General features: G+C 37.1%; 18 protein-coding genes. 7 read left to right on the top strand and 11 right to left on the bottom strand.

The annotated features are described in order from the left end of the window. Nucleotides 1-2 precede the first annotated feature (2 nt). Together AAZR93_RS00090 and AAZR93_RS00085 are read left to right on the top strand one after the other, a co-directional pair. Nucleotides 3-2,510 (top strand): fimbria/pilus outer membrane usher protein, encoded by a 2,508-nt coding sequence (locus AAZR93_RS00090; protein WP_434718620.1) that lies wholly within the window; start codon nucleotides 3-5, stop codon nucleotides 2,508-2,510. After that, nucleotides 2,510-3,700 carry a fimbrial protein gene (locus tag AAZR93_RS00085; RefSeq protein ID WP_434718619.1) on the top strand — a complete coding sequence of 397 codons (1,191 nt, stop codon included), beginning with the start codon at nucleotides 2,510-2,512 and terminating at the stop codon, nucleotides 3,698-3,700. Before AAZR93_RS00090 ends, AAZR93_RS00085 begins: the two co-directional genes overlap by 1 nt. A 118-nt stretch (nucleotides 3,701-3,818) precedes the next feature. Here AAZR93_RS00085 and AAZR93_RS00080 read toward each other — a convergent pair whose 3' ends face one another. Then, a complete protein-coding gene (locus AAZR93_RS00080; protein WP_434719606.1) occupies nucleotides 3,819-5,114 on the bottom strand; it encodes an MFS transporter in 1,296 nt (431 codons plus the stop codon). A gap of 428 nt (nucleotides 5,115-5,542) precedes the next feature. On the opposite strand from AAZR93_RS00080, the gene AAZR93_RS00075 reads away from it, so the two are divergent. The 4 genes from AAZR93_RS00075 to AAZR93_RS00060 all read left to right on the top strand — a co-directional run bounded on the left by AAZR93_RS00075 (nucleotide 5,543) and on the right by AAZR93_RS00060 (nucleotide 9,863). Next, entirely contained in the window at nucleotides 5,543-6,565 is a 1,023-nt protein-coding gene (locus tag AAZR93_RS00075) for a zinc-binding alcohol dehydrogenase family protein (RefSeq protein ID WP_434718618.1), read from the top strand. Nucleotides 6,566-6,581: 16 nt separating this feature from the next. Beyond that, nucleotides 6,582-8,027, top strand: coding sequence for a tagaturonate reductase (locus AAZR93_RS00070; RefSeq protein ID WP_434718617.1), 1,446 nt, complete (start codon nucleotides 6,582-6,584; stop codon nucleotides 8,025-8,027). Between the two features lie 134 nt (nucleotides 8,028-8,161). Continuing rightward, on the top strand, nucleotides 8,162-9,079 hold the full coding sequence (locus AAZR93_RS00065) for a GntR family transcriptional regulator (RefSeq protein ID WP_294107267.1): 918 nt from the start codon (nucleotides 8,162-8,164) through the stop codon (nucleotides 9,077-9,079). A gap of 259 nt (nucleotides 9,080-9,338) precedes the next feature. Beyond that, nucleotides 9,339-9,863 (top strand): Dps family protein, encoded by a 525-nt coding sequence (locus AAZR93_RS00060; RefSeq protein WP_294107268.1) that lies wholly within the window; start codon nucleotides 9,339-9,341, stop codon nucleotides 9,861-9,863. A gap of 115 nt (nucleotides 9,864-9,978) precedes the next feature. On the opposite strand, the gene AAZR93_RS00055 is transcribed toward AAZR93_RS00060, so the two are convergent. Together AAZR93_RS00055 and AAZR93_RS00050 are read right to left on the bottom strand one after the other, a co-directional pair. Then, nucleotides 9,979-10,476 carry a hypothetical protein gene (locus AAZR93_RS00055; RefSeq protein WP_434718616.1) on the bottom strand — a complete coding sequence of 166 codons (498 nt, stop codon included), beginning with the start codon at nucleotides 10,474-10,476 and terminating at the stop codon, nucleotides 9,979-9,981. A gap of 201 nt (nucleotides 10,477-10,677) precedes the next feature. Next, nucleotides 10,678-12,942, bottom strand: a complete 2,265-nt coding sequence (locus tag AAZR93_RS00050) for a TonB-dependent receptor domain-containing protein (protein WP_434718615.1) — start codon at nucleotides 12,940-12,942, stop codon at nucleotides 10,678-10,680. 462 nt (nucleotides 12,943-13,404) lie between these two features. On the opposite strand from AAZR93_RS00050, the gene eptB reads away from it, so the two are divergent. Continuing rightward, a complete protein-coding gene (gene eptB, locus AAZR93_RS00045; protein ID WP_434718614.1) occupies nucleotides 13,405-15,060 on the top strand; it encodes a kdo(2)-lipid A phosphoethanolamine 7''-transferase in 1,656 nt (551 codons plus the stop codon). A gap of 288 nt (nucleotides 15,061-15,348) precedes the next feature. On the opposite strand, the gene AAZR93_RS00040 is transcribed toward eptB, so the two are convergent. The 8 genes from AAZR93_RS00040 to AAZR93_RS00005 form a co-directional block, all read right to left on the bottom strand. Then, the gene (locus AAZR93_RS00040; RefSeq protein ID WP_434718613.1) at nucleotides 15,349-16,449 is read right to left on the bottom strand and encodes a hypothetical protein; all 1,101 of its coding nucleotides are present in this window, start codon (nucleotides 16,447-16,449) and stop codon (nucleotides 15,349-15,351) included. A 208-nt stretch (nucleotides 16,450-16,657) separates the two neighbouring features. After that, nucleotides 16,658-16,894 carry a hypothetical protein gene (locus tag AAZR93_RS00035; RefSeq protein ID WP_434718612.1) on the bottom strand — a complete coding sequence of 79 codons (237 nt, stop codon included), beginning with the start codon at nucleotides 16,892-16,894 and terminating at the stop codon, nucleotides 16,658-16,660. Nucleotides 16,895-16,938: 44 nt separating this feature from the next. Further along, entirely contained in the window at nucleotides 16,939-17,487 is a 549-nt protein-coding gene (locus AAZR93_RS00030) for a fimbrial protein (RefSeq protein WP_434718611.1), read from the bottom strand. A 10-nt stretch (nucleotides 17,488-17,497) separates the two neighbouring features. Next, nucleotides 17,498-18,025 (bottom strand): fimbrial protein, encoded by a 528-nt coding sequence (locus AAZR93_RS00025; RefSeq protein ID WP_434718610.1) that lies wholly within the window; start codon nucleotides 18,023-18,025, stop codon nucleotides 17,498-17,500. Continuing rightward, the gene (locus tag AAZR93_RS00020) at nucleotides 18,025-18,579 is read right to left on the bottom strand and encodes a fimbrial protein (protein WP_434718609.1); all 555 of its coding nucleotides are present in this window, start codon (nucleotides 18,577-18,579) and stop codon (nucleotides 18,025-18,027) included. Before AAZR93_RS00020 ends, AAZR93_RS00025 begins: the two co-directional genes overlap by 1 nt. A gap of 13 nt (nucleotides 18,580-18,592) precedes the next feature. Continuing rightward, nucleotides 18,593-19,225 carry a fimbrial protein gene (locus AAZR93_RS00015; RefSeq protein WP_434718608.1) on the bottom strand — a complete coding sequence of 211 codons (633 nt, stop codon included), beginning with the start codon at nucleotides 19,223-19,225 and terminating at the stop codon, nucleotides 18,593-18,595. Between the two features lie 44 nt (nucleotides 19,226-19,269). Next, nucleotides 19,270-20,010, bottom strand: a complete 741-nt coding sequence (locus AAZR93_RS00010) for a fimbria/pilus periplasmic chaperone (RefSeq protein WP_434718607.1) — start codon at nucleotides 20,008-20,010, stop codon at nucleotides 19,270-19,272. 102 nt (nucleotides 20,011-20,112) lie between these two features. After that, on the bottom strand, nucleotides 20,113-21,126 hold a 1,014-nt coding region (locus AAZR93_RS00005; RefSeq protein ID WP_434718606.1), incomplete at its 5' end, for a fimbria/pilus outer membrane usher protein.

The raw sequence follows: 21,126 nt of genomic DNA, 5'->3' as shown, positions 1-21,126 counted from the left end.
CTATGAGAAGCTATATATCACAGCCATTATTATTACTGGTATTATTTTCTATGTCTATCATCAGCGTCCATGCTGCAGTTGATGATGATGATATGGAATTTAACCCTGCATTTATTAAAAACTATGCCGTAAGTAGTGACGCCTCTCTCGACAACTTCATCAGTAACAATGATGATACTCCGGGCCTATATAGCTTAGATATTGATGTAAACGAGCAATTTGTAGATAGATTACTCGTTAAGCTTGAAAAATCAGATGATATATTACAAATTTGCTTAACTGAAAAACTTATAAATTCCCTTGGCATCATCGATTTACTAATGGAAAGTTATAATAAAAAAATCGAAAGTAATGGTAATGACACCTGTGTATTTCTTTCGGCATTGATTCCTGAATCTTCTTTTAATTTTAACTTTAGCAAACAACAACTTTCAATTACTATTCCACAAAGAGATTTGATAAAAAATATCGCTCCTGAAAATAATCCTGCTAATTGGAATGAAGGTAATGCTGTAATCTTTAGTAATTATTCTTTCAACCGCTATACTACCCGAGCAGAAGGCTACTCCAAAACAACTAATTCACTCAGTTTAAACTCAGGTATTAACCTTTTTAAATGGCGATTACGTCATGACAGTCAAATTTATGATGATCAGTACACCGCTATAAATACTTACCTAGAAAGAGATGTAGACCTAATTAAAAGTAAACTTACCTTTGGTGATTTTTATTCAGGTTCTATTTTTTCCAATGGGAGCTCATTACGAGGCGTTCGCTTGCGTAATGATAATAGTATGTTATCAAATAGGGAAACTGGCTTCGCGCCCTCTATTCAGGGTATAGCAAAATCGCAAGCACAAATTAAAGTTTACTTACCGAACTCAAATACAGAAATTTATAGTACCGTAGTTCCTGCTGGACCATTTGAAATTAATGATTTATTACCCATTTACTACTCTGGTGACTTACTTGTTGAAATCATAGAATCTAATGGGGAAATTCAAAAAATGTTAATCCCTATCCAAAGTGGCTTATCTTTTACACGACCAGGTAAAATAGATTTTGATATAGGCGCCGGTAAATTACGTTATAAAGATAGTGTCTTTGGTGACCCCATTTTTGATGCATCAATGCGTTACGGTGTGAATAACTATCTTTCAACTTCTCTAGGGACAATTGCTAGCCAAGATTATTTATCTAATGCATTAGGTGTTACTGTTAATACCAATCTGGGTGCTTTCAATGCTGAAATGCTCCATTCAAAAGCTAAACTAAAAAATAGTAATAAAAATTTAGAAGGTAATGCCTATAAACTAAGCTACAGTAAATCTTTTGCTGAAACTAAAACCTATATTAATTTATCTTCAATTCAGTACGATTCGAAAAACTATACTAATGCCTATACTGCAATGCAGATGAACCAAAATGATTCCGACTATAATAATCAACAACAAAACAATAGATATAAATTAAAAACACAGTATACCTTATCAATGAGCCAACGCCTTCCTTATCAGTTAGGTAATTTGAACCTCAGCGGATCGCTTGCCGACTATTGGAATGGTAGCAGTCAAAATAAACAATACACTGTATCTTATAATACAAATATTCGTGATATTGGACTCACTACCTCTTTACAGAAAATTAATAATCAATTTAATAATGATACTTTATTTTCTATGTCAGTCAGTATTCCACTCTACTCTAATGAGAATACGATGAACCTAACTAGCAGCTATTTATCCGCGAATAAAACTCAAAATCTTGGTATCGGTGTGAATGGTGCAATAGGAGAATCTGTTGATTATTTCGTAAACGTCGGACAAGATAAATATGATAACGAACAAAGTCATTATGGTTCAGCCAGCGTAAATTATAAATCTTCATTTGCTAATTTATCAACAGACTATAGTCAATATCAAGATGCAAAAACGCTTAATCTAAGTACAAATGGCGCAATCGTCGGGCACTCCGGCGGAGTTTTATTTTCGAACACACTAGGTAACTCCTTTGCTATTATCAAAGCTGAAGGAGTAGAAAATGCCCATGTATTAGGTGCTGATACAACAACAAATCGTTGGGGATATGCCATACAGCCGAACTTAGTTCCTTATCGTAAAAATTTAGTTGGTATTGATACTAAAGACTTAAGCCAACAATACACCATTGAAGAATCTAAACAAATGGTTATTCCACGCTCGGGTAGCGCAGTATTCGTTGATTTAAAAACAAAAATTGGCGCGCCTATTGTCTTAAGAATTACCGATAAAAATAATAACCCATTACCATTAGGGGCTACAGTTTATGATGATCAAGACCAATCGCTAACTTTTGTAGGACAAGGCGGAAAAATATTTTTAAATTTAAACGCACAGTTACATCATATTTATATCCATACTAATGCAGGCGAACAAGATATTTGCAAGGTTGATCTAGAGGATATCATTGCAAAGAACCTTCATAATGAAAAAATCACAACCCTTAATTTGACTTGTACAAAAGAGCAATAATGAAAATACCACTGATAGCCAAAATCATATTACTAATTAGTACATTTATGGTCAGTACAACAGGGCTTACCTACAGCATAATTGATGATACTTCAGGACATGTCCCACCGAGATGGCGAGGCTCCAATATTAAAGCTACTTTGGGTACGGTATTATCTGGCACCTATAATTTTGGTGACATTATTATAGATATTAAAAATAAGCCTATCGAATTATTGTATGTGACTCACTTTCATATGTCATATGCAAAGCCTAGATTTAACTGTAATAAAGGTCAATATTATCGAGCAGCTATTACCGCCGATAGTATAGGTGTTGTTCTTGGAGAAAAGGATGGCTATGCCATTCTTCAATCAAATATACCAGGTATAGGTTATCGATTAGATATTGGTGGTGCAATTTCAGGAACTTATATAGATCCAGTAGTTTCCCGCTACAGCAAAGTCAGTGCAACAGGCGCTAATGATATTGAAATGTATTGCCAATCTACCGCTCAATTTGCAATGGCTATCAAGGTAACTTTAGTTCGCACTAATGAGTTACTCAATGATAACGCTTCTAAAGTATTTATCCCTGTTAATGTTACTCCGTTGTATCCAAGAACAGTCCAACTATTTGATAGTTCGGGTAATCTAGTTCTTAGTGGCACATGGACAATTCCTTTAAAAAATGCCAGTAATGCTTCAATTAACTATATTAAAGAATCATGTCGCTACCAATTCTCAAATAGTGAACAAATATTAAATTTAGGCAAAGTCAGTAGCCAGCAATTTACAGGTCCTGGCAGTACGGCTTATGGTGAAAATGGCCAACAAAAAATTGATATATTAGTTAATTGTTCAGGGACAAACTCAATTCGTCATATTCGTGCTTCTATTTTTGAAGGAATTTCAGGAAATGAAGCGGATCAAGCTTTGCGTCGTCAGGGTGTATTGCTAAATAATCTAACTGGTCCCAATGCAGCAAAAGGTATTGGCGTTCAATTATTAATTAATAATGATATCAAGCCATTAGGATCTGACACACAAGATTATGTTAATGATGGCACTCAGTGGGATGTCATCGCTGGAAATCAAGCTCTTACTGGTGTATATAATTTTGCGCTTAGTGGTCGTTATTTCCAAATTGATCCTAAAATTCATGAAGGAAAGTTACAAACAACGGCAGGTTTCACCTTAATTTATCGCTGACCTTTAATAGGGTTTGATTAAAGTAACTAACATAATTTATTTATTACATTGTAATACTGAACATTTATCTGATACATAATAAGGCCACAATAAATAGTCATGTGGCCTTATTTGATACCTAATGGCTACGGGTATCTGTAATAGGTTGACGTACTAAAAAAATATAAGCAAATGCGCCTAACAACGTTACACAACTACAAATAATTAACGCTAAATTGAATGAATTAGTTTTATCTAAAATAAACCCTGTCACTATCGGAGCAAAAGATGCACAGATAAAACTCGCAAAATTCTGAATACTGCCAACAGAAGCAGTCATCCTTGAAGCTACTGAAACATGAATAAGCCCCCATGCAGAAGTACCCGCAAAGTGAATACAAAATAGCGCCATACCAATCAGTAAAACTGCAGACATTGATGTCGTAGCCTGTGGCACAATAAAAGTAAATATTGCAGAACAAACCATACCAACAACAATGCTTATTTTACGACTTTTTAAAGGAGCCATCCCTTTTTTTACCAACCAATCTGTCGCATATCCATTTAGTAACATTCCTGCTGCGCCAAATAAAAATGGAATTGCAGCCATCATCCCTGTGCTTTTTAAATCCAAATTATATGCAGTCTGCAAATAGCCTGGTAACCAAGCTAAATAGAGCCAAGCCGTATAATTGATACCGCTAAAGCCCAACATCATTCCCCACATTGTACGGTTACGAAATAAGCCTCTCCATTCAGAAAAACTTAATGGATCGCGTTTAACATTAACACTTCCCGCATTTAAATAGTCTTGTTCATCACTATTTAAGACAACTTCCTCTCTATTGCGATATAACATATACCAGCCTATAGCGAGAAACATTCCCAGTACACCAATGGTGATAAACATACCCCGCCAACCAATAACTAGCATCATTGCAGCTAGTAATGGTGGGCTTATTGCCATCGCAATAGTTGACGCTGCATTAAAATATCCCATTGGGCGACCGCGCTCTTTAATATTGAACCAGTCATTAATTACTTTTACTCCACATGGGTTCATCGGAGCTTCCCCAATTCCCATTCCGATCCGAGCTAATACAAATTGGGTAAATGAATGCACTAGCCCTGACAGGGCTTGAAATAATGACCAAAAAAACATACCAATACCAAGCATTAACCGCGGCCCTTTTCTATCTAGTAGTGGGCCACAGGGTAATTGTGCAATACCATAAGCTAATGAAAAAACTGATAACAATATGCCAATTTCAGTTGCACTTAAACCTAACTCTTCACGAATAGTTAAATTCGCGACAGAGAGCGAACTTCTATCAAGATAATTTATAATGGCAGCTAAGAATAAAAGGATCATTGCTGTCATTTGTATCCGCTTCAAACGTTTACTTTTTTCAGGTATTGGAATTGTAATATTCAAATCTTTAGTTTTCTTATCATCACTTAAATTATTTTGATGATTGATAATGCTATCTGTTTTATCCACATTAACTCCCTATCTTCCCAGAATTATATTCAGATTAGTTAACTAAAATCCTAATTAATTGATTGTTATTTATTTTTTACTTTACTTTAGATCTAAACGTCATTTTCATATTTTTGTTCAACCTGAGAATATGTGGGAAGACATATTTATAACTTATAATTTCATCAATTCGTGCGCTTGATAGTAATTTACTGCTTTTTATCGGTACTTAATTATTAAATTAAATTATTTCCCTGCTTTTTATTAATTAAAAACATATTTAATACTGTTTTGTGCGTATTACATCACAAATCAAATGGGTATTATTATTATTTTCTCCTTTTTAGCTGAAATTAGCAGGAATACAAAATAAGGAGAGCATTATGTCAATAATAAATACATTAGTTTGCCAAGAACCTAAAAAATTAATTTGGGAAAAACGTTCTATTTCAGAACCTAATTCAAATGAAGCTAAAATTAAAATTAAAACAGTGGGAATATGTGGAACCGATATTCACGCTTGGGGAGGGAATCAACCTTTTTTTAGCTACCCTCGTGTATTAGGGCATGAAATTTGTGGCGAAATTGTTCAGCTAGGCTCCAACAAATCAGCGTTTAATGTTGGACAACAAGTTGCCGTTATTCCCTACGTCGCATGCCAAAAATGTCCTTCTTGTTTAAGTGGTCGCACAAACTGCTGTGAAAATATTTCTGTTATTGGTGTCCACCAAGATGGCGGGTTTGCAGACTACTTAAATGTTCCGGTTACAAATTTATTACCTGCTGAAGGAATTACCCCAGAAGCCGCAGCACTAATAGAACCTTTTGCTATTAGTGCGCATGCAGTCCGCCGCGCTGCTGTACAAGCAGATGAAGCAATATTAGTTGTTGGTGCAGGACCTATTGGTTTAGGTGTTGCCGCCATTGCTCATGCTGACGGTGCTCAGGTTGTTGTAGCAGACACTAGTGAAGCAAGACGCAATCATGTGGATAAATATTTATCACTGCCAACAGTTGACCCTTCTGCTGATAATTTTGAAGCGCAATTAAAACAATTATTTGCAGGAGCTTTACCTTTAAAAGTTATTGATGCAACGGGTAATCAACATGCCATGAATAATACAGTTAACCTAATCCGACACGGCGGAACCATTGTGTTTGTAGGATTATTTAAAGGTAATTTACAAATTTCCGATCCTGATTTTCATAAAAAAGAAACAACAATGATGGGAAGCCGTAATGCAACGCCAGAAGACTTTGAAAAAGTAGGTCGCTTAATGGCTAATAACCAATTAAATGCCGAAATGATGTTAACGCACCACTATCAATTTACCTCTCTAGCTGAAATATACGAACAAGAAGTTATTAATAATAGAGAGTTAATTAAAGGCGTTATCCATTTTTAATATTTGGAGCATGAGAATGAAAACATTAAATCGTCAAGATTTTTTAGGGAAGAATTATCCAACTCGTATTATTCAATTTGGTGAAGGCAATTTTTTACGTGCCTTTATAGGTTGGAGTATTGATATTTTAAATGAAAAAACTAACTTTGATGCAGGTATTACTATTATTCGCCCTATTAATACGGATTTTCCACCATCATTAAATACCCAAGATGGTCTTTACACTACCATTATTCGTGGTTTAAATGAAAATGGTGATAAAATAAGTCAGTCTAGGCTGATCCGTTGCGTCAATAATGAAATAAATCCTTATAAAAATTATGATGAATACTTAGCTCTCGCTCAAGATAAAAATATCCGTTTTGTCTTTTCAAATACGACGGAAGCCGGTATTAGTTATTATGAAAGTGATAAAGTGAATGATAAACCACCAGTCAGTTTTCCAGCTAAACTTACCAGACTTCTGTTAGAGCGATTTAATCATTTTAACGGTGCAGCAGATAAAGGCTGGGTTATCATACCTTGTGAGTTAATTGATTATAATGGGGATGCCTTAAAAGCATTAATTTTACGTTATGCGCAAGAATGGCAGCTACCCACCGAATTTATTCAATGGATAAACACTGCAAATACCTTTTGTTCTACACTCGTTGACCGCATTGTCACCGGCTATCCAAAAGATGAGGCTCAACAATTAGAACAAGAGCTGGGTTATCATGATGCTTTTTTAGATACCGCCGAATACTTTTATCTATTTGTTATCCAAGGTCCTGAATGGTTAGAACAAGAATTACACCTTGATAAATACCCAATGAATATTCAAATAGTTGATGACATCAAACCTTATAAAGAACGAAAAGTAGCCATTCTAAATGGTGCTCATACCACAATGGTACCTATTGCTTGGCTATGTGGGTTAAATACGGTTGGCGAGGCCATGCAGGATGATGATGTTAGGGAATTTATTGAGAAGTTATTAAGTGAAGATATTATTCCTGTTTTAGATTTACCTGAAAACCAATTACGCGCTTTTGCTGAAGCAGTTACAAGTCGTTTTCAAAATCCGTATATTCAACACCAGCTCCTTTCTATTGCATTAAATAGTATGACAAAATTCCGAACTCGTATATTACCTCAGCTTATTTCGAGTATGAATAAAGGTTATATTTCAGAACGTTTAAGTTTTGCTCTTGCAGCACTACTGGTCTTTTATCGAGGACAGCGTTTTGATGAGTTTTATCCCTTACAAGATGATGATATATGGTTAACACGTTTTACTGAGTTATGGCCACGTGTTGGTAATACACTTGATTCAAAAGAATTTGTTCGTATTATTCTTTCTGATGAAAATCATTGGGAACAAAATTTAAGTAAAAATGACAAACTGGTTGATAAAGTTGCCCTACACCTTGATGCTATTTTGCAACAAGGCATGAGAGAATCAATCAAATCATTAAAATAATCACCTATTCTACACGCGACTTTAACTGTAACTTAAATAGCGTGTAGATATCTTTTGTTACTATAGATCTTTATGATTTAGCGATAAGAAAATATAAAATTACTCGCTCGCAAACTGGAATTTTAAATATTGTCATGGCAAGAACGCAAAATTTACGACATAAAGTCATTAATCAATTTATTGATGCAATTCGTCATCAGTATATTTGTTCGCCGCTACCTTCCCAATCAGTACTTGCAGAAATGTATAATGTAAGTCGCACGACAGTTCGCCATGTATTAACCTATCTCACTCGGCAAAAAATATTAGAAAATATTGGCAATGATTACGTCATTATTAGAAAACCTAACGATGAAGACCTACTTGATACCATTGTTGATCTACCTGATATACAACTCAATGAATTTGAATCCTTTTTTTACAAGTTAATCCAACAAAAAGAACTTAAGCCTGGAGATAACTTTACTGAATTGCAACTTGCTCATCGAGCCAACGTTAGCCCTGTCGTTGTCAGGGAATTTTTACTGCAATTTTCTCAATATAATCTCATTGAAAACTTGCGTCGTGGGCTCTGGAGCCTTAAAACTTTTGAACAGGATCACGCAGAAAAATTATTTGAATTACGTGAACTACTCGAAACCTATGCACTCACGCGTTTTATGAATTTACCCGCTAATGATAAACGTTGGGTACAAGCTAAAGAATTATTATTTCAACATAGAGAATTAAGAGAAACTATTGTTGATAATTATCGTGCTTTTTCTGATTTAGACCGTAAATTCCACACCTTGCTTCTCTCTGCTGCGGAAAATCCATTTTTTGACCAATCATTAAATATGGTTACCATTATATTCCATTTTCATTATCAATGGGACGATAGCGATCTACGTGAACGTAACGCTTTAGCCATTGAAGAACATATGACAATTTTAAGTGCCATCGTCAGTCACAATGACTTACAAGCTATGAACGAGCTACGCAATCATTTATATACGGCAAAACAATCAATGAAGCGCTCCCTTCAAACATCAATAGCTCAACCCTCTAAATAGTGGGATTCAGATAAATTATTCACTATTCCTCCAATTTTATTTTTAAATTGAATAATTGATATACATCAATAAAAAAACAATTTCTTCTCAAATTTAATTTAAAAGGTACATAATAAATATCAGTTAGGGCTAAGTAGGTAGCTATACTATTTTGTCCGGTGATTGTGTAAAACTTATCTATACTTAATATTAGCTATACTTAATATTAGATAGATAAACGAGCATCACAAACTAATCCAAACATATTTAGGAGTGAATAATGAGCAAAGCTAAAGAATTGCAAATCCGCCCACTCAAAACACCAACTGACCTCTCACCTGAAGCGACTAAAGATATTAGTGCCGCTATGAATGCGATATTGGCTGATATTTTTGCTATTTATCTTAAAACCAAAAATTTCCATTGGCACATGAGTGGACCGCATTTCCGTGATTATCATCTCCTATTGGATGAGCAGGGAGAACAATTGTACGCAATGACAGATCCTATTGCTGAACGTGTACGTAAAATTGGTGGCGTGACGCTACACTCCATAAGCCAGATATCTAAAATGCAAAGAATAAGCGATAACAACGCTGAATATGTTGAACCTTTGGATATGTTAGCTGAGCTATGTGAAGATAATAAACTGCTTGCTGCTGAATTTAGAGAAGCCCATGAGGTCTGTTCACAGTATGGTGATTATTCAACTACTAGCTTAATTGAAAACTGGATTGATGAAACCGAGCGCCGTGTTTGGTTCTTATTCGAAGCTTGTCGCGAAGCAAAAACTTCTGGTCATTAATTCTATTACCTTTTTAAGCCACTTTACTTGTATGTAAAGTGGCTTTTCTCTTAGGCGTCAAATTACTATTTGCAATATCAACCGATAATATCAGTTAATCTCTTGTCATTTAAACTTAAGGATTGTGGTCATCGTCATCGTGATTATGATCTTTATGACTATGCAGTTCTAATTCGGTTTCACGTCTTTGACATTCAGTTAAATACTGTATTGAGTCTGCTTTTCCCGTTGCCGGATCAACATAATAAAAACCTACTGTATTTTGCTCAGGTGAAAATACCTCAATGGCACGCCCATCATCATAATAAAGATCGCCTTTACTAATCATTACCTTAAAATCTTTAATACTTTCAACCTGCCTTTGCTGTTCATTTTTCGTCATCGTATAGCCAGTATAATCACCACCATCAAATTTCATGATATGTAGTGTATTATCAATTAAATAAACTCTTGCTGTCGTCGCAGCAGTAGGGAAAGTAAATAAGCCATTTCTCTCCCGAGATATCTCATTAAACGATTGATCAATAGAACAATCAAAAGCACGTTCTGAACGAATAAGATTACAACCAGACAGCAGAAGCGTTGAAACCAATAACATCCCTATTCTTTTCATATATTCCCTTATTTATTCAATCGCTTATTTGACAGTTAACTATACTAGCTAATTTGATTTAGCATTAAAGATACCACCCATAAGCTAAACTTTCATCCAAAAATGAAAATCAATCTAAGATAAACTGTTAATAAAAGTAAAATATATGTCACTGAACCACCTTAAGCATTTAAATACTTAAGGTGATTTTATCAAAAATAATTAAAAATTAGCTTCTATACCAAATCTAAACGTTCTGCCTGGAATTGGCATATAAATTACCGTACCAGGGTCAAAAGCATACCGATTAGTCAAATTATCAATATTGAAATTTAAATTAATATTTTTTTGAAGATAGTATTTACCAAAAACATCCATAGTTGTTGATGAGTAAACTTTTTCTACTGGTGCTGCTGCCGTACCCGCTAGCCATTTTTGAGGATAATCTTTTCCTGAGTTATAACGTACTCTTAAGCCTGTTTGTAATTTTTGATCGAACATTTTGACACCAACAATTCCCGAAACAATCTTTTTCGGTGGTATTCTAGACGGCGATAATCCCCAAGAAAAACCCACTGAATTACACGCTGATGGTAATCTTCCGAGTTCCATTTCATCTGCCGAACACAACTCAGAGTTATTATAAAATGTCGCATCTAATGAACCAAAAGCGTAATTAGAATCATATTTCAGCTCAACTTCATAACCAGAAAGTTTGAAACTATCATAATTTTTAGTCACCACATAAGGTGAGGACCAATCATCTAATTTAGGATTCACCCCCTGAGATAAATAACCCTTTATATTATTGTCGAAATACGCAACACGTAATGACGTAGTATCTTCATCCAAAATAATATTTTTTTTCTCTACATTAATACCCAACTCAAATGATTTAGCGTGCTCAGGTCTTAATGGTACATTCGGGCTATAAGAGTATGTTTGCCCTGAAACGGTACTTTCAAATAAACTTGGCTCTCGATAACTATCTGAATACTTTGTATAGACATCAAGCTCATTGGTTATATGAAAACGAACTTCACCCATTAAATCATTCTTAGGTCCGTAGCTGCGACTTTTCCCTTCAATATGGTCATCAACTTCAAATGAATGTATTCGCCAACCGGCAAGTGTTGTGAACCAATCATTTCTATATTCGATATTCGTAAATGCCGACGTATTTGTTCCTTTTGCATCTCGCGTGACGGATGGTAGCTCTTCACCTTGTAAAGTCCCATTAGGTGTCCAAATTGGCTGATATCGCTTACTTAGTGGTTTAGACTTTTGAACCATATATTCCACACCATAAGTAATATCAATCGGATAGTTAGCAACCTGAGAGGTATTCTCTAGATTAAATCCTATTCTTTCATCTGAATATCTGTGTTGGTATTGGTCGCCATAATGAGCGGTCACATCCTCAGTTAAGCCATTTCGCTGATTGAATGTTCCTTTCGTCCACCATAAACCTAAATTCATATCCACCAAAATTGAGTCTGGCTTATATGAATAGTTCATAGACGCCGTATCAACTTCAGCGCTTCCAAGCGACCATTGCGGCATTCTTCCATCACTTTGATACCAATAAGCAGCTAAAACCTCTCCGGCTTTTTGTTCATGTCGACGATAATTCAGTTCCAAACTAGCGTCTGGATTAAAATAGATATTTGTTTTTAATAAAGTCGATTTACTTTCATAACTGGTATTAACGACCTCTTGCCCTGGTAATATAGGGGCATTGGTATTTTTATATTTTGAATAACCGTGTTTACCTGCAAAGAAATTACCCTGAGTTCTATCACTATAGGCAATTAAAAAATCAAATTTTTCATTTCTAAATGCAGCTCCCGCAGTATAAGAACCATTATTAAAATGAGTACTTTGCAGATTTTGTGAAGGCCTATAGTTGCCTTGAAGGCGGTTATCTGAACTGATTGTTGGTCTTACATTATTATTATATATATTACCTTTAAATAAGAAACCGAACTGGTCGCCTTGAGGAATAATACTATTGGCAGAGAGTGTTTTTAATTTCACCGTACCACCAATTGCGCCCCCTGAGAATTTGCTCATGGAAGCCCCTTTTTCTATATCAATAGTATCGACTAAATCCATATCAATATAAGTTCGGTCTGAGCTTCCTTGGTAACCACGCCATGTATTGGTTGATTGTAAGCTACCATCGATAACAATCGGTACTCGCCCATTACCTTGTAGCCCTCTGATCCCTATATCGAGTGCCCCAGCCTCATTTCGAGCGTTATTTATTTGTAATGATGATTCATTTGCAAATACATCAGAGTTAGTTGTTCCTCTTATTGTACTAATATCCCCAGTATTAATATGTTTACTGTCAGATTTTATTTTACTTGCCGTCACTGTAATTTTATCTTTTACTGATGATGATGTATTTTCATTTGCATATACTGAAGCCGATGTGTACAAAATAGCCAAACCAACTATATTTCGTTTAGTATTAAATCTCATTTAAGTAATGCCTTTCATTAATCAATTACCATTTATTTGGTGTAATTGAATATTTGCCAATAGATTAAATTTAAGTTCTTAGTGTTATAACCACACAATTTAAGCGTGGTTAAATTTCCAATTTATTATTCTTAATTAAGCTAATTTGAGATATGTTCTAGATATAACGAGTACTTTATAATTCAAGCGAACAATATACCTATTTGATAATAATTATCAATATGATAATGAATACCATTAGCATTAAAGTTCCTGTTGTTTATTAAATAGGCATTTGTGATATGAAAATTTGTTAGATAAGAATTTATTTAATAATTACACTTAATATTCAAAAAATAACAACGTAATAATTAAGGGAATTGAAATAGCTCACCTAATTGCTCAGTGAATTAGCTTGAACTTAACCCTAAAGTCGCACTCTAATTTTCTTTTGTGATTAAAGTGAATAAGTGATGAGTTTAAATGCATAAGGGTCTGTTATTAAAAGTAGTGAGGAGTGATATTGCGGTTTCTATAATCCTTGCAATTTATCTTGGTTTTTTCTTAAATTATTCTGTTTATATTTCAAGATTTCATTCACAGATTTTACTCAATGAAAACAATGGATACCTATACTTAATAGCTGAAATTATCGTCAATATCTTGTTTTCATTTTTTCTGTTTAGGCTGATTGCACTACTTGGAATATTTAGCTTTAAGCTCTTATCCACATTAATTATATTAATCAGTATTGCTATCAGTTATTACATTACATTTTATGATGTTGTGATTGGTTATGGCATTTTAATCTCAACCCTCACAACGGATATTGATTTGTCTCAGGAAGTCGTTGACAATAATTTCTTCATTTGGACTATTTTACTCTCTATTCCGCCCATCATACTCATTTGGTTTGCCCAAAAAACAGTACTGAACAAAAAACGAAGCCGATTATTAACGTTATTTACCTTTATCCTTATTCCGCTACTTATTTTTAGCTATATCAAGCTCGTCGATTCTTATCAAAAAGAAAGTGAGCGTGAAAAGAACATTGATATATCAAGCTATGGCGGTGGTATTGGTTACTCTTATTTGCCGACAAATTGGATGATCCCATTAGTTCAATATGGCATCGTCAAATATGATGACAATTTCAATGAAACTAATCTATTAGACCCTTTTGAAAAATTCACTTATACCGCAAACGAAAAAAATAAAGATGTTTATGTGGTATTTGTGATCGGTGAAACCGCGCGTTGGGATCATATGCAATTATTAGGCTATCAAAGAGAAACTACCCCAAAGCTCGCGAGTGAAAAAAATGTAGTGGCATTCAAAGGAACCTCATGTGATACCTCAACCAAATTATCACTAAGATGTATGTTTGTACGTGAAGGTGGCGTAAAAGATAACGAACAACGTACTGTCACCGAAAATAATGTTTTTTCTGTCATGAAGCAACTCGGGTTTTCATCCAATTTATTTTCGATGCAAAGTGAAATATGGTTTTATAATAAACTTGATGTGGATAACTATCTTATTCGTGAAATGATCACATCAAAAAATAGCTCACGTGGTCAGGAAATTCATGATGAATTATTATTGGATGAGGTTAATAATGTCATTCAAGATAAAATAAGTGGTATGAATTTGATCATCCTCCATACCAAAGGTTCGCATTATCTTTATTCGAAACGTTACCCTGCTGAATTTAAGAAATTCCTGCCTGAATGTATCGACAACGCTGCCACATGTTCAAAAGAGCAGTTAATTAATTCATATGATAATTCAATTCTCTATACGGACGCGGTAATCGCTGATCTTATTGCTAGATTAAAAGATAAAAATGCCATTGTTTTTTATACGTCTGATCATGGGGAATCTATCGATGAAAATAAAGGGCTACACGGTACGCCGCGTAATATTGCCCCTATTGAACAATTTAGAGTGCCACTGATTGTTTGGATGTCGGATACCTATATTGCAAACAATCAAAGCTTGTATAACAACCTAAAACTCAATAGCCAATCTCGCACATTCTTTCATCACGAAATTTTCGACAGTCTCTTAGGCTGTTTGGGTTATACCTCCGAAGATGGCGGTATTAATAATAAAAATAATCTGTGTTTTGATGGTTAGGTTTGTGGTGATCATATCCATCATACTGATTTCAGCTAACTCAGGTGCTCATTGCTCCACTTATGAGTAAAAAGGAAGTTGAATATGTAATAGAGAGATTTATATTTTCACTCATTAATTTATTCAAAAAATCGCTACTCTGAACGGTATATAACTATTACAGCTCAGTCAGATAATATCAGCCAATCTACTAAAATATAAATTAAAGTATTTGCGGTGAGGCTCAAAGAGATAAGTGGGCCATCAATCGATAACGCACTTATCGATATAACAAAGGAAACAATTTTATTAATAAAATATGATGCTTAACACAACGTTTCCATTTTTCACCCCTGATGTCGAGGCCCCTAGAGCCGACACATTCAAACTCACCGAGGATGGAACCCCTGCTAGCACTGTCCCTGTTATTTCAGTTTTATCGAGTGAAGAGTTAATGCTCAAACCACTTGTCAATTCAAGTGACTGAGCATTATCGAATGAACTCTGTAAAACCGATACAGTGAAAGACGTCGTTTGGTCACATTGTAGTAAACCCGTCGAGGAGCCTTGCACCCCAGTAGTAATGAGCTCATCTATACCTACTACACCAAGGTCTATGGGAGTGAACCCCCCAACTTCACAATTAACCGGAATTGGGATGATACCGTCTATGTCGCCGCAGACTACAAATTTTTTCGTATCTGATCTGGCGACCACGGTGTTTGATTGTTTACTACTCAGGTCACCGCGCACATATAGCCGATAACATATCCTCGGGAGAGATTGCCCGGGTCCTTCATGTATCTTACTTCCTATAGGCTGCATTTTTATGGGATTAGAATACAGCAAATCCCCGAGCTGTCCGTAGTCTTCATATATTTCAGTATAAGGAAAAGCCACAAATTGAGGATTGCGGTTGGGCATCCTCTCATACCAACAATAAACCCAGCCGGTTGTTATGTTTTCCGAAATGCGCTTGTTTTGCTTTAGCATCCCCAAGGGACCTAAAACATTAGACGGATCAGAACAAGTATTTCCATGACCAGCAATAATTGGGTTATTACCCGGCTCAGCTATTCCGGTCCAGAATGAGCCGGTTTCCCAAGCAGCTTCCATTCGCCAATCGACTTTGTATTCATCGGTTTCGTCCAAGCCTGTTAGCGATAATCCCACAGGTTCGAAATGTAGGTCGTTTTGTACCACAGGCCACACGACCAAACGAGCTTGAATGCCATCAGCAAGCGCGTCACCTGGGGAAACACAGGTGGTGCCACTGGAGATCGACGGCTTACAAGTTCGTGTTATTTCGCCGTATATCGAGCCCACTAAAGCCCCATCAAAATTGATTGAAGGCGAACAGAATCCCGGAAAACAGGTCAGTAGAGTAGATAAAAGTATAGGAATACGCACGGGTCACCACCATTTGTTAATTTGTGTAATTGGCCAGTATTTCTTTTGTTCTACTAAACCAAATATTATCCGCTAGCATGTATAGCAATTAAAATGTCTAACTATACATTTGCCCATAAAGCCGCAAGCGTTTTTCTTTTTCAATTTGTCGTTCTTTCGCACGTGCTAATGAACGTGGTGAACGTGTTATTTCTGTTGACGTAAACCATTACCCTAACCAATCAAACCCTTTCCCAATTCGACCCATTTGAGTCTTATAGGGATGACAGATAAAGCCGTCTCGCGCCAAAAAATGTTGTAATACTGCAATTGCACGTTTTAAGGGCCAGCGCGTGAGCGATAATAATAAGAAATCATCCATACACCTTTCATAAAAAATTCCTCGACATTCACTTAGCGTCTCATCCATAGAAAATAAATAACTACCTCCTATTAATGGACTCAATGCATAGCCACTGATAAGCTATGTCGCCATACTTCACCCATAACTCACTGATACATTAAGGTATATGTCAGCGTAGCGCTAAACCAACCTGGTTTAATGGTTTTATTTTCCATTGCATCTTGGTCCGCTTTTAAATAAGCACGTAGCTTAATCACCATATCGCCATCTTTAATCGGATATACCGGCTCAACTTGTGCATTATTAATGGGTAATGCCGCCCCGCTCATGGTTTCTAAACCAATCACGACACCCGAAGCTTCACTATCCGGATTAAATTTCAATAAACCATCTGCCGTAGCATTACCGCTAAACTTAGCGGAGATGGTATTGCCCAAAGAGGTATCGCAATCATCTAAATAGAATTCAAACTCTTGGTCACTATAGGCACCACGTTGCCCTGTATAGAGGTCTTTAGAGTTAATATTCTCACCAAAATACACATATCCACTTTCAGAGCCTGGGTTTACCGTGCAAGGCAATGCGATTAATTTACCGCTATATTGAATTGTATTACTGCTATCAGCCCAGCTAACAGAAGGTAATACGACCACTAAGGCTAAAATAAAGCCGCTCATTAAATAATGCTTTTTCATTATGATCTCCTTAGGGGTACAGCATTTGCACTGTCGCGGTAGCCGTAAAATCACCTTCGCGCAAAATAGCGGCTGGGTCACGAACAGGCACAGCATATAAAGGCAAGGTCGCTGTTCCGTTACTCGACATGGTCATCTTTGTCCCCGTATTAGGTCCGATGACGACACCGTTGTGGTAAAGACGAATCCCTAATCCATTGATATTCGTTCTCAGTGCTTTTGCATCATAAGAGGCAACAAATGGGCTCATATACTGAAGATATAAGGCAACTGCATTACCCAAGTCAGGGCCACACTTCAAAGTTAAGGTAAAATCTTGTTGATAATTAACACCATCAACTTTAGTAATACCAATTTCACCAAACTGCACTTTAATTGGCTGATTAGCTCCATCAGGCCCAGCAACATCACAAGGTGGGTTTTCAATTAAGTTGCCTGAAAAATTTACCTCAACCGCCTTTGATTGGTTGTAACTCAATAATGCTGCGCTACCGATAAGACCTAGCGCCAAACCTCTATATTTATTTGTCATCGACATTATTGATACTCCACACTCAAAGTGCCTGATGCGGTAAACTCACCACCGCGTATCCCGCCGACATCGCTCGGTACAGCAACCGCCGTTAATGTAGGCTTACTGGCATATCTAAAGGGAAACCAATTATTAAGTTTTAGCTGCTGACCGTTAGCATTGATTTTAATCGCTAAGTTATTGTCAGTCGTTTTTAGTTTACCGGCCACTTTAAAGGTACTATTAGGAACAGACATGGCATCTACTCCTGTAAACTGAATTTTAATCGCTGGGTTATCCGCCGAATCTTCACAATTAATATTGTAATTAATTGGGGTTTCTCCATATGCCCCCCCATCGATTTGATTAATAATCAAATCAGGGAATACAACAGAAACCGGTGCGCCTGGCGCTGGGCCATAAATATCACAGGTTTTTTCCACTACCGTCACTTTGACTTGGATAGCAAAAACCTCAGCAAAACTTTGCCCACTTACCAGTAATAAACTACTGGCAATCAGGGTTGAAACCATTCGCCGAGTTGGGCTTTTCGCTATAATTGGTTTGATTAACGGCTTCATCTTCTGCCCCTTATTACTCGTAAATCATTTCAAAAGCGATGAGTGCAGAATAAGCACCCGGCTCCAATGGGCCAGAAGTTCTTACCGGAGTCACATAATAGGTCAGCTTATCTTGTCCTGATGCTAACAATACTGGGTTACTCTCTTCCCCGAGTGGTAGTGGTTGCCCTTGGCTATTACTCAATGCCAAACCAATTCCTGCGGCGCCATTAACCTTTGCGTAATTAGGCATGAAAGGCACTGTTGGTGCTAAAAAGCGCACTTTTACCGCAGGCTGCGTCGAGCTCCAAGCGGTTTGCCCTGTTCGAATATTTTCTAATGACGTGGATGCTTCTAAACAATCCAACAATTCAATTTGAAACCGAATTGGACGTCCTTCTCCACCTGTGCGGCTTAACTCTGCTGTTTCTGTATTGCCTAATAACACCGATTGGTAACTAGAGGTCATTGCCAATCGGCATGGACTTTCAGTTAATGAACCCGATACATTCAACACACCGTGTTGGCCATCAACATTCCAGTTATCGCTAGGACGGTACAAAGCACGATTGTCATCTTGTGTGAATGCCGATGCGCTACTCATCCCTGCAAGCAAGCAAACTAAAAAGCTATTGCGTAGCTGCTGGGTTAGTTTTTGTTGAGTCATGGTTCTCTCCTTTCCATTCATGCCGACAGGCTTAAGATAATTTATTATTTGGTTTTAGGAACAACCTGACAGCTCGATGCCTGACAACGGAAATTTAGCTCTGGGCGCCCGCCATAATCATTGATATAAGTGATTACTGGTGAATTACCCAACTTGCTCGCACTCACTCCCAAGTTTTCACTCGCAAACGGCGCAACCATTATTGGATTGAATTCTTTGGCATCCGCTTTTGCTGTCGCGCCTGCATTAATAATGGTGACATAGTATGGCGTCGGGTTTTTTAACATCACGGTTTCGCCCTGCTTTTCCAGCGTTAATTTATCTTGTGCTGGAGCCGTATTCTTTTCAGGAATAATGGCTTTGGGGCGATAAAATAATTTCACTCGCGTTTGCAATGCAATCTGCAATGTATTTGGCTTGTCACTTTTTGGTGGAATTTCACGCAAATTAAAGTAGAACAGACTTTCACGGTCGTTCGGTAACATATTGGCAGCCGGTAGTGCTTCAATTTTGACTTGGCTTGATTTGCCCGGCTCTAAACGTTGAACAGGTGGCAGCACAACTAAGGGTGAATTAATTTTTTCACCTTCGGCGTTTTCCATCCAACCCTGTGCTAAATAAGGCAGTTGCTTGTTATTATTTGAAATATTAAGCGAGATGGATTTTTGTCCACCTTCAAAAACGACACGTGTACGGTCCATAGAAACCGCAGCTTGTGCAGCATAAGAGTACAGAATTAGGCTAGTTAGCCCTGCAACAATACTGCGTTGAGTTATCTTTTTCATGCTGTCGTAACCTATTTAGTGACCTATTTAGTAACCTGTTGTGGTTGCTCGGCACTGCATCCGAGCAACCTCTTTATATTCAAAATAATTTGTTAATATTGCTTAACGTTGAGTAATCTGTTGTGCCTGCGAGCTCACACTTATTACTGGAATACACGGAAGCAATAACGCTTGTTCAAGAGAGCCTAACTGTGCTGGGAAGGTCACTTTACATGCCTTGTTTTCTCCCCATGTCACCGTCATTACATCCCCTGGGTTAATACCGCTGATGTAGGCACTACCTGCATCACCGACAATTCCCGTATTTTGATCTTTGGCATTTTTCACTTGCGCGCCAAACGGAGGATACGAACCATCCGTTAAACTCAACACTGTCATGGCTTTTTGTCCCGACACCACTTCGAAACGACGGAAGCCCACGGCACCTTCAGTCATCGTGGCTTGTACCACTGACTGCTGCGCATCTACATCATCTGGCAACGCGTTCAAATCAATCTGCGCCTTACTGCGGTAATAACTATTCACATCACCAACAATCGCTTTACCGAACATGTTCGAACGAACTGGCGCCCCAAATCCTTTAATTGGTACATCTGCTACACCATCCGTGTCTACCACCATACGGGTTCCCCCCATTTGATTAACACGATGGAATCCGCCGCCTTCTGGTGTCATGGTAAAACCACCCGATGCAGACAGTCCAAATGCACTGTATTGACCATGTTGATAGCTGGCATTCGCACTGACTCGTGCACTGTCTGCTTGATGGCTAACAAATGCACTGGTTGAGGCTCCGTAGCGGCTGCTACCTGCACTCACCTGATAGGAGGTTCGGTCATCAATGCGGTCATAATAAGTGGCGCGGTTGGTAGTATCATTGCGGTTCGCATTTAATGAATAGCCTACGCTGCCGCTATTTCCCCAAGGGAATGACAGCGATAAATAGGCACTGTCATCATTGACGCCGTTGTACACACTGCGATTTGCCGACAGGTTCACACTGACATTTTTAATCGAACCAATATCCATATATTTCGAGATCATGATGCTGTAATAGTCATTACTTGGACGATCCCAATAGGTCTGGTGGTTGTAATTCGCATATAATGAAATACC

Source organism: Providencia sp. Je.9.19 (genome assembly GCF_051129765.1).
In the GTDB taxonomy this organism is placed as follows: domain Bacteria; phylum Pseudomonadota; class Gammaproteobacteria; order Enterobacterales; family Enterobacteriaceae; genus Providencia.
Note: the sequence above shows the minus strand (reverse complement) of the source record. Positions and strands in the feature narration are given on the sequence as shown.